The sequence below is a fragment of the Sphingomonas sp. genome (genome assembly GCF_026460985.1).
Lineage (GTDB): Bacteria > Pseudomonadota > Alphaproteobacteria > Sphingomonadales > Sphingomonadaceae > Sphingomonas.
In genome coordinates this window covers 22,113-31,306 of the sequence record NZ_JAPKNM010000114.1, presented here as the reverse complement: position 1 = coordinate 31,306, position 9,194 = coordinate 22,113, and the positions used below count along the sequence as shown (strand labels likewise).

At 61.3% G+C, this 9,194-nt stretch carries 6 protein-coding genes; 5 read left to right on the top strand and 1 reads right to left on the bottom strand.

Annotated elements, in window-relative coordinates; all coding sequences use genetic code 11:
- The first annotated feature begins 1,583 nt into the window (after positions 1 to 1,583).
- Positions 1,584 to 2,213, top strand: a complete 630-nt coding sequence (locus tag MT490_RS18665; RefSeq protein ID WP_297391055.1) for a hypothetical protein — start codon at positions 1,584 to 1,586, stop codon at positions 2,211 to 2,213.
- Positions 2,214 to 2,416: 203 nt separating this feature from the next.
- Positions 2,417 to 4,003: an ABC transporter ATP-binding protein gene (locus tag MT490_RS18660; protein WP_297391053.1), complete on the top strand. Its 1,587-nt coding sequence runs from the start codon at positions 2,417 to 2,419 to the stop codon at positions 4,001 to 4,003.
- Here MT490_RS18660 and MT490_RS18655 read toward each other — a convergent pair.
- Complete coding sequence (locus tag MT490_RS18655; RefSeq protein WP_297391051.1) at positions 4,000 to 4,803, bottom strand: Stf0 family sulfotransferase; 804 nt, start codon at positions 4,801 to 4,803, stop codon at positions 4,000 to 4,002. The genes MT490_RS18660 and MT490_RS18655 overlap by 4 nt on opposite strands.
- A gap of 42 nt (positions 4,804 to 4,845) precedes the next feature.
- Between MT490_RS18655 and MT490_RS18650 the strand changes: the two genes are divergently transcribed.
- From MT490_RS18650 to MT490_RS18640, 3 genes are read left to right on the top strand one after another with little or no spacing between them, the layout of a single operon-like run.
- Entirely contained in the window at positions 4,846 to 5,985 is a 1,140-nt protein-coding gene (locus MT490_RS18650) for a glycosyltransferase family A protein (protein WP_297391049.1), read from the top strand.
- Positions 5,982 to 7,835 (top strand): CmcI family methyltransferase, encoded by a 1,854-nt coding sequence (locus MT490_RS18645; protein WP_297391047.1) that lies wholly within the window; start codon positions 5,982 to 5,984, stop codon positions 7,833 to 7,835. The genes MT490_RS18650 and MT490_RS18645 overlap by 4 nt, the downstream gene beginning before the upstream one ends.
- Entirely contained in the window at positions 7,832 to 8,830 is a 999-nt protein-coding gene (locus tag MT490_RS18640; protein ID WP_297391045.1) for a UDP-glucuronic acid decarboxylase family protein, read from the top strand. Before MT490_RS18645 ends, MT490_RS18640 begins: the two co-directional genes overlap by 4 nt.
- Positions 8,831 to 9,194 lie beyond the last annotated feature (364 nt).

Here is a 9,194-nt window from a genome sequence, read left to right as displayed (position 1 = left end):
GTACGGACATCCATATCACACGAGACGAGCGAAACGCCGGTTACCGATTTTGGCATCCACCAGCGCTGGAACAGCTCGGGCTGGCTCCACGCCCTGTAAACAATGCTCGGCGGCGTCCCCTCGCCCAAGCTGATCGATGATCCCGCGGCGGGTCGCATCGGACAGCGCCGCGAACGAGAGATCGAAGGGGGGGCTTGCATACTGAACCATATGGTTCAGTATTTAACCTGCTCGCGCAGGAAGCGCAAGCGTCACGAACTTTCCCTGCGGTAGACCGGATCCCCGGAGGCGCCCGAAATTCGCTCCTCCTTCATCTACGACCTGCCCGAACACGCGGGCGCGGAAATCCGCTAGAAGCTCGGCAGGTCCTTCGCAGGAATCCACTCAACATTGCACCCCGCCACGGTGCACACCTCGAGCCTGCTCGGGTCCGGGGTCGGAGGTTCGCGGCTCGCCGCGTGCCACCCTATCAGCGTGCCGTCGTCGATCGCCGGGTCCGATCCGGTCAGCCAATGCTTCCCGCTTCCCGCGATCGCCCGCCGCCCCGGCGAATGGCGAGCGGTTCAAATCGCAATACCAAGCGAGATAATGCTCACTGACCGCCGTCCAGTTCCGGGGGAGCGTTCGGATCGGCGCCCGGTGCGGGGCCGAAGCCACAGCCGAGCACTTGCGTGTCATCGAATGGATCGACCCGTGCCCCGCCGCCGGTAATCACAGAGCCCGGGCTCGACGGGAGAACTCGATGGCCCCCAGATACCGGCGATCATCCTGTCTGCCCGTCTCGCCGAATCTGCCATGGTGCTGAAGCGAACAATATTCTGCTTCGATCGACCTTCGCTTTTGGTCGACGCGTAATCCGTGAACGCCGGCCGCAGGTTAAGGAGCGATTATCTATGACAGCCAGGACAGGTCTCCTCCCTTCGTCACCTGCAATGCGCGACGTCCTGCGAAGCGCTGACAGCAATGGTCAGCATCGGCGTGGAAGCGGACAAGGCGGATCATCTTCCCGAATAGTCGAACGTCTTTGACACGATCGATATCTGGCCGACGACGCATGACGAAGGCGGCATCTCCGGGCGCGATAACCCTTGCCACTGTCATCGATGCGATGTTCCCTGCCTATGGTCTCCCGGCCTCGTCCGGGCGAGCCCCCTGCCCCGGTTGGAAACGATGGAACCAATCGGCCGGTTTCAGATCCGCGTGGCGCTCGCTTCAGGAAAACTGGCTTCTAAGTCGTGTAGGCCAAATACCAGCCGGTCCCAGAGGCCGATCGCGCGTCGGTAAGGCGGCAGAGAGATCGCTTCACTACCAACGACGTAGCCGATGGCGCGGCAGAACAACGCGAACCGCCTATCACCCCCTCGATAGACAATTTGCACCTCCAGTCTTATGATATACGCGATGCGCAGCCCGTGGGGGGCGGTGTCGCTCTAACGAGTAGCTGTCGCTTGGCTCCCTGCAACACTTTGTGGATCGGTCCCGCTTTGTCGCGGCTGGAAAGAGCGTGTTTCCGCTCTGTATTGCGCGCAGGGCATTCGCTGATCCTATATTGCTATGACGTGCCAGCCGGCGTTCCCGACGGCGTGGAGATCCGCGATGCCACCACCATCCTGCCGCGAGAGCGGATCATCCGGCATTCCAGCGGTAGTGTCTCGCTCTTTTCCAACCTGTTCCGGTACGAGCTGCAACGGCTCGGTGCGGGCATATGGATTGATTCCGATGTCTACCTGTTCCGCGCGATCGACGATCCCAGTCCCTATTTGTTCGGATATGAGGATGGCGGGAACATAAATTCAGCCGTCCTCCGCCTGCCACCGGACTCGCCTCTGTTGTCCCGCTTGCTGGAGGTTTTCGAGGAGTCCAGCGTGCCGCCATGGCTTCCGTGGCGCGAACGGCTGTACGCGCGGTGGCGCCTGGCCACAAGCGGTCGCGCGGGCCTGTCCCAGATGCCATGGGGCGTTGCTGGGCCCAGGGCTCTCACCGCGTTGGCGGCGAGCGAAGGCCTGACGCATTGGGCGCTGCCCAAGCACATATTCTATCCTCTCCACTACAGCGAAGCCGGGCGCATCCTCGACCCCCACGCTGCGCTGGATGACTTTGCCAATCGCGAGAGCGTGGGCATCCACCTGTGGAACGAGCTCATCAAGAATTTCAAGGAGGAGCCTGCCCCCTCAGGCTCCTTCTTGGCTCGTCTTCAAGCGGAAGGCGCCTAGCCATATTGCGTTTCTTACCCTCATCGGATGAAAGCTTCACCACGATCTCGCGGCGACTGTGGTGTGCCATGGGCAACGACCGTCGACGACAATTCTTGAGCACGCTTCGCTTGATGGTGGCCGCTAGCATCGCCGAGTTGATCACGGTCAGCTCGATGATACCATTTCTAGCCTTGCTCCTAGCGCCCCACCGGGCAGACGGCATGGCGGGTATCCAGTTCCTCGAACATTGGGTCGGGCAAGACCACCTACTCCAAGTCGTCATTGGGGGGATCGTCGCATTCGGCTTGGGTTGCGGCGCGATCCGCCTGGCCCTGCTGAAAGCCACCAACGACCTGACCTTTGCCCTGGCGCATGACATCGGCGCGGAAATCTTCCGGCGAACGCTGAGGCAGCCCTATCTGGTGCACGCGTCCCGCAATCCAAGCGAGATCATCGCCGGCCTCGATAAGGTGAACGTTCTAGCTTATTCAGCACTGCTGCCGATGATGCAGGGCCTGATCGCCATCGTGCTAGCGTTTTCCATCGTCCTGACCCTCACCCTGTTCGCGCCGCTTCCAATGTTGTTGGCGGCATGCCTCGTGGCGGTGACTTATTGGTTGTTCACCGCCACAATGGGGGGCCGGCTTCGTGACAATTCGGCCATGGTCGCGGGGATGGCGACCCTGCGGATGAAAGCGCTGCGGGAAGGGCTGGGTGCGCTCCGCGATATCCTGATGATCCAGGCACAGGACGCGTTTGAAACACGATTCAACAGGTTCGACGCCGCGCTCCGCGACGTGCAAGCACACAGCGCGTTCGTCATCGCCCTGCCGCGTGTCGTGGTGGAGAGCAGCGCCGTGGTCGTCCTTGGCCTGGCCGCGTTCTATTTCAGCAGCGGGCAAGGGCGAACAATGGATGCGCTTCCGACCATCGGCGCCCTAGGCTTCGGCGCGATGCGGATTCTTCCATTGGTCAACAACGCGTTCGTTGGCTGGAGCCTGTTCACGTCCAACAAGCGGGTATTTCTGGACGTCCTTGACCTGGCGCAAATGCCCGTGGCTTCGCAAAACAGTCCGGCTGACACGCCGTTGCCTTTCGACAAGGGCCTGACCTTCAGGCAGGTCAGCCTGGATTATCCGGGACGGAAAGGCGTGCTGCAGGACGTCAATTTTCATATCCCCTACGGCATGTGGACCGCGATCACCGGCCCGACCGGCAGCGGCAAGAGCAGCCTACTGGACCTGATAGCCGGCCTGATCGAACCCAGTTCAGGATCCGTCCTGATAGATGACAGGTCCCTGGACGCCAGCACGCGCCTGGCATGGCAAGCCCTGGTGGCACACGTGCCGCAACAGATATTCCTTGCTGACGGTTCGATCGGCGCCAACATCGCCTTTGGGGTTGCCGAGGAAAGCGTCGATGTCGCGCGCCTGCGCGACGCCGCCGATCGCGCCCAGCTGGGCGAATTCCTCGCAAGTCTCCCCGACGGATTGGACACGCCAGTTGGCGATGCGGGCATTCGCCTGTCAGGAGGCCAGCGCCAGCGCATCGCAATCGCTCGCGCTCTCTATCGCCAGGCGCGCCTGCTGATCCTCGACGAAGCAACCGGCCAGCTCGACCGGAACACGGAACAGGCGATTATCGAGACACTGCGCGCAGTTGTCGGCCATTCCGCCACGGTCCTCGTCGTGTCGCACAACCCCCACATCGTGGCGCAGTGCGATCACGTTATCGCCTTACGCCCAGGCGAAGTGGCCGCCGGGTTGCCTGAAGACGGCCTGAACCTATCCGAGAGCACGGTGCGCTAACGCAATGCCCGTGCTAGAGATTTGGCCATTCCAGCAAACGAACTTTCCTCCAGCTCCGGAACCCGGTCGGCCGATCCGGCTTCGGCCAGATACCGGCGCTTCCATTCGGCACTTGTGTCGTCACGCATGACCTTGGCGGAGACCTTGGACCAATCGATCGCCGCATCCGTCACGCCGACCAGGCCGGCAATGCGTGTCACCACGGACTGCGGCTCCGCCATGATATCGTCGTAGCAAATCCGGAGCGGCTGCATGCCATGACTGGCGAACCAAATATCCCAGCGGGCCTGGCCCCGCGCCAGCCGCTTCAGCATCGCCGCGATCTGGGCACGATCGTAGCTGCCCAGCTTGCTTTCGATCTCCGAACTGGAAAAGCGCGAGGTTTGCAGGGCGCGCACCAGCGATATGGCCTGATCCAGAAGATCGTGCCGACGGACATGGACGAACGACAGGTTCGGCAGCCGGCTGACCCAGCCTGCCGCAGCGGCGGCCGCGGCGTGGCCTGAAAAGACCTTCAGCCCATAGACGCCATTGGGGCTGGCCGTGCGGGCCAGCATCATTTCCAGAGGATCGTCGGCTCGCCGAAGCTCCTCCCGATAGCGGGGATGAAACCACTCGACGGGATTTCCCATCTTGTTCGTGGATGCCAATGCCTCTTTCAGAAAAGTGGTTCCCGACCGCGGCTCGCCGCACAACACATATCCCTGCAAAGCACTCTCCGAGATCACCCATCCAGGTGTCCTGATTTGACGTGAGGCGCGGATCTCGCGTGAGATATCCATGGCCAAACGAAGGGCCATTTGCCATATCCTAATTCAAATCAGGCGTTTGGGGGCCCATTGATGCGATTAGAAGACCAGCGGGTCAGTGTTGTCATGCCTGTCCGCAATGCAATGCCGTTCCTTGATGAAGCCGTCGCGAGCATATTGGCCCAGACCCACCGGAATTTCGAGTTTCTGATCGGCGACGATGGATCGACCGACGGATCGACAGAGCGGCTCGAGCAATGGGCCGCGCGTGACTCGCGCATTCGCTTGATCCGCAGCGGGAGCGCCGGACTTGGTCCGTCCGGAAGCTCCAACTGGGTCGTCCGCAACGCGACCCATCGGTGGGTGGCGCGGATGGACGCCGACGATGTTTCCCGGCCCGACAGGCTGAATCTACAGCTGCGCGCGATGCTCGCCCATCCGGACGCGGTGATTGTCGGTAGTCTTTTTGAAAGCATCGACGACGCCGGCAAGCAGATCTTTGGGCTAAACCGCCGGGCGCTTCTCAACATTCACAACGATTTCCCGGTCGCTCATGGATCGATCCTGTTTCGACGGGAGGCTTTCGAGCGTGCGGGAGGATATCGGCCTGAATGCGATTATTGGGAGGATCGCGACCTGCTGTTCCGCATGATGCTGCAGGGAAAATCGATCATCCTGCCCGATGCTGTATTCCGGTACAGGTTCAGCTCGACCAGTTCCCGATGGACGTCCGATGAAGCAAAGGTAACGCGCGCGGTTGATTTGGGATTGCGGTGCCTCGCAGCTCATCGTCTAAAAGGAGACTACGAAGATATTCTGGAGCAGGAAGCCCAGTCGGGATCACCCGAGACAGTCGCCCTGATGACGGTGGTCCATTTAGCCTATGAACAATTGTGGCGCGGTGATGCGCGCGCGATTTTACGGTCCTGGGCGCACAGGCACTCGAGAATCCCGTGGAATCGCCAGGGCATTCTTGCCCGGATATTCACGCATTGGGTTAACATCAATCCTGCCAGCCTTCGTTTCCTTATCAAGCTGCGCACGAAATACGGCAACTGGCGCGCGCGCAACATCGTCAGCCGTCAGGATGTCCTGACCTGGACCGGCGCGACGGCACGCTGGGAAGCCGTATCGCTGAACGCCGCCGCGGACGAGACCGAGGCGAAGGCGGGAAACGACGTTCAGGAAACGACGACTAGCGTTGCAGGCGATCTTCTGGCGCAACTTGCATGAGAAGCGAAGGCTCGTCGGAAACTGCTGCCCCTGGCCGTTCAGGCGGCACGATGCTTGTGGAGCCAGTCTTCAGTGGCGCCAGTGTCCTCAATCCCCGGCCGATCGGATCGCCGGGCCATCGTCCTCAGAACGTCCCCGACTGCACGGTGGTCATGACCGCCTATAACGATTTTCGTTTCCTCGATGAGGCGGTCGATAGCATCCTGCAGCAAGATCTCCCGGACTTCGAACTGATCATTGTCGACGACGGCTCCGACGACCCATCGCCCGTCAGATGCCTGGAGGCGCGTGATCCGCGCATACGCGTGCTGCTGAATCCGGCCAATGTGGGCACGGCGGTATCCGCCAACCGCGCGATCGAGGTGGCGCGAAGCGACATCATCGTTCGCCTGGATTCCGATGATGTCGCCGAACCTTCGCGGCTGAGACGACTGGTTGGGGCACTGCGCGCCGATCCGGAACTTGGGCTTGTGGGCAGCGCGGTTACCATCATCGACGAGACCGGCTATCCGCTGCGCGTCGAACGCATGCCCGAAACGGATTTCGCTATCCGTTGGACGCTGATGTTCCACAACCCTTTCTATCATTCTGCGACCGCCTTTCGCCGCTCGGCATTTGACGCCGCGCGTGGATACAGGCCCGACGAACCAGTTTCACAGGACCATTACCTCTGGTTCGACATGCTACCGCATGTCCGCGCCTGCAACTTGCCCGAACCGCTCACCCGCTATCGGCTGAACGGCCGAGGCCTAACGGCGACGCACCCCACCCACAACCGCGAGCGGACCGACCCAATCCGGGAGGCGCTCTGGCGAGAGCTGGGCCTCACCTACGACGGTGCGAACGCGCAACTGGACTGCGATGCGAGCAATCTCCTGCGCGAACTTGAGGTCAAAGATCCCGCGCGCCGCGCCGCGGCCCAGCGGCATGCCCTGGACATATTCGACCATCTGGTCGCCCAGCGACCGGGGCTTGTCCGCCCCGGCGAGGATGCGGTGCACCCGTTCACCGCCGCATCTGGGCGGCGATCCACCGCAGGACATGGTGGAACATGGGTACCGCAGAAGCTTCGGACGGCATGGCGACTGTCGCGCACGATCGGCCTCGCTTCAACGACTCGGCTGGCAATCGTCAAATTGACGCGAAGGAGCGATGCTGCGTCCCATCGGCCCACGCGCCTTACAAGGGTCGGAGCGATGGACCCCGTCACCGCCCTGCTGCACGATGTTTCGCCCTATGAGGGCTTCGACCCGAGCGCCTGGCCATCAGACCTACAGGGATGGGGTTCGCAGGATACGGTATTCCTGGATATCATATCGACGCTCAAGCCAAAGCTGATCGTTGAAGTCGGCAGTTGGAAAGGCGCATCCGCGATCCACATGGCGCAATTGGCGAAGGCGTTGCGCCTCAACTCTCGGATCATCTGCGTCGACACATGGCTCGGATCGGTGGAACATGTCCTTGGCGGAAGGCCGGAATGGCGGGAATCCTTGCAACTGCGACACGGCTTTCCCAGCCTTTACTTCACCTTCCTCGCCAACGTCGTCCGCGCTGGGGTTTCCGACCGGATCGTGCCGCTAGCGAACAGCTCCGACAACGCCGCGCTGATCCTGAAGGCGAAGAACGTCGCTCCGGACCTCGTCTATCTGGATGGCGCGCATGAGGAGGACGCCGTCTATCGCGACCTGCATCACTACTGGGGCCTGCTAACACCGAACGGCGCTCTGATCGGCGACGATTATGGCTGGGACGGCGTCAGGCGAGCTGTCGAACGTTTCTCGGCCGAAAACGAACTGAATATCGACGCACGCGGTGACAAGTTCGTGCTGTGGCGGGGCAGAGTCGGATGACCGACGAGGACAGGCGCGTCCTGGTGACGGGCGGCGCGGGATTTATCGGGTCGCATCTGGTCGACCGGCTGATCGCCCGCGGGGATCATGTCATTTGTCTGGATAATCTCCTGACCGGCGCGATGACGAACATCGCCCATCTGATTGGCCATCCGCGCTTCGAATTTCTTCACAGCGACGTGTGCGAACCGCTGAATCTCGAGGCGGATGAAATCTATAATCTGGCCTGCCCGGCTTCGCCGGTCCAGTATCAGCGCCACCCGGTGGAAACCACTAGAACGGCAGTCCTGGGCGCGATGAATATGCTGGAGTTGGCGCGACGCAACCGCTGCCCAATCCTTCAAGCATCGACCAGCGAGGTATATGGCGATCCGCTCGTCCATCCCCAGGATGAAAACTATACCGGGAATGTGAACTGCATTGGCCCTCGCTCCTGCTATGACGAGGGCAAAAGGTGCGCGGAAACACTCTTCTTCGATTATCACCGGCAGTATCGGGTAGATATAAGGATTGCCCGTATCTTCAATACCTACGGCCCCCGCATGCAATCCGATGACGGTCGCGTCGTCAGCAACTTCATCACGCGCGCTTTGTCAGGCAAACCGCTTCAACTGCACGGTGACGGCAATCAGACGCGGTCATTTTGCTACATCGACGACCTGGTCGAAGGACTGCTCAGACTGATGAGTTCGCCGAGAGAGATCATCGGCCCGATCAACCTTGGCAACGCGGCGGAAATCTCGATGCAAGCATTGGCGAGCACCATCCTGGCATTGACTGGATCCACTTCGTCGTTGGAATTCACCCCCCTGCCCAGGGACGACCCACGCCGGCGGATGCCGCATCTTGGCCTCGCAGAAGAGTTACTCGGATGGCGTGCGGCCATATCCCTGGAACGCGGACTGGCACGGACCATTGAATATTTTTCAGATCAGCCGCGACTAGGCCGCCCCTCAACGGCGCCGCAGCAAACTGATACGCCTCGCCTAGCTTGACGAGGCGCCCAATAGCCCCGTGAATCGCGGCGGGCATCCTCTCGGAAGCGGACCATGTGTCAATTATGATCCACTTAGCTATCGCGGATGCGCAGTCCTGGTGCGACAGGGGACGCGTGTAGATGCTTATTCGCCGCCCGCCCCTCACCAGCCGCTTCCCGCCGCAGCAGGAATGCCGAATCAGATCATCGCGACCAGTTCAACGCGGACCTTTCAATAGCATGGTCAGATCTGGACATTGTTCGGGAGGTGCGGGTGGTGGCGCGGATCAGACTCATCCCGTACTGCGCACTGTGCGCTCTTGCCAATGTTCCAATCACGACGCAGATTGAACTGGGACGTGTCGGAGCGGGTCGGGATCGCC

Bases quoted from the DNA above. Each gene is read 5' to 3' on its own strand.
- MT490_RS18660 (WP_297391053.1), top strand. From the start codon at position 2,417: ATGGCGGGTATCCAGTTCCTCGAACATTGGGTCGGGCAAGACCACCTA.
- MT490_RS18655 (WP_297391051.1), bottom strand. From the start codon at position 4,803: ATGGCCCTTCGTTTGGCCATGGATATCTCACGCGAGATCCGCGCCTCA.
- MT490_RS18650 (WP_297391049.1), top strand. From the start codon at position 4,846: ATGCGATTAGAAGACCAGCGGGTCAGTGTTGTCATGCCTGTCCGCAAT.
- MT490_RS18645 (WP_297391047.1), top strand. From the start codon at position 5,982: ATGAGAAGCGAAGGCTCGTCGGAAACTGCTGCCCCTGGCCGTTCAGGC.
- MT490_RS18640 (WP_297391045.1), top strand. From the start codon at position 7,832: ATGACCGACGAGGACAGGCGCGTCCTGGTGACGGGCGGCGCGGGATTT.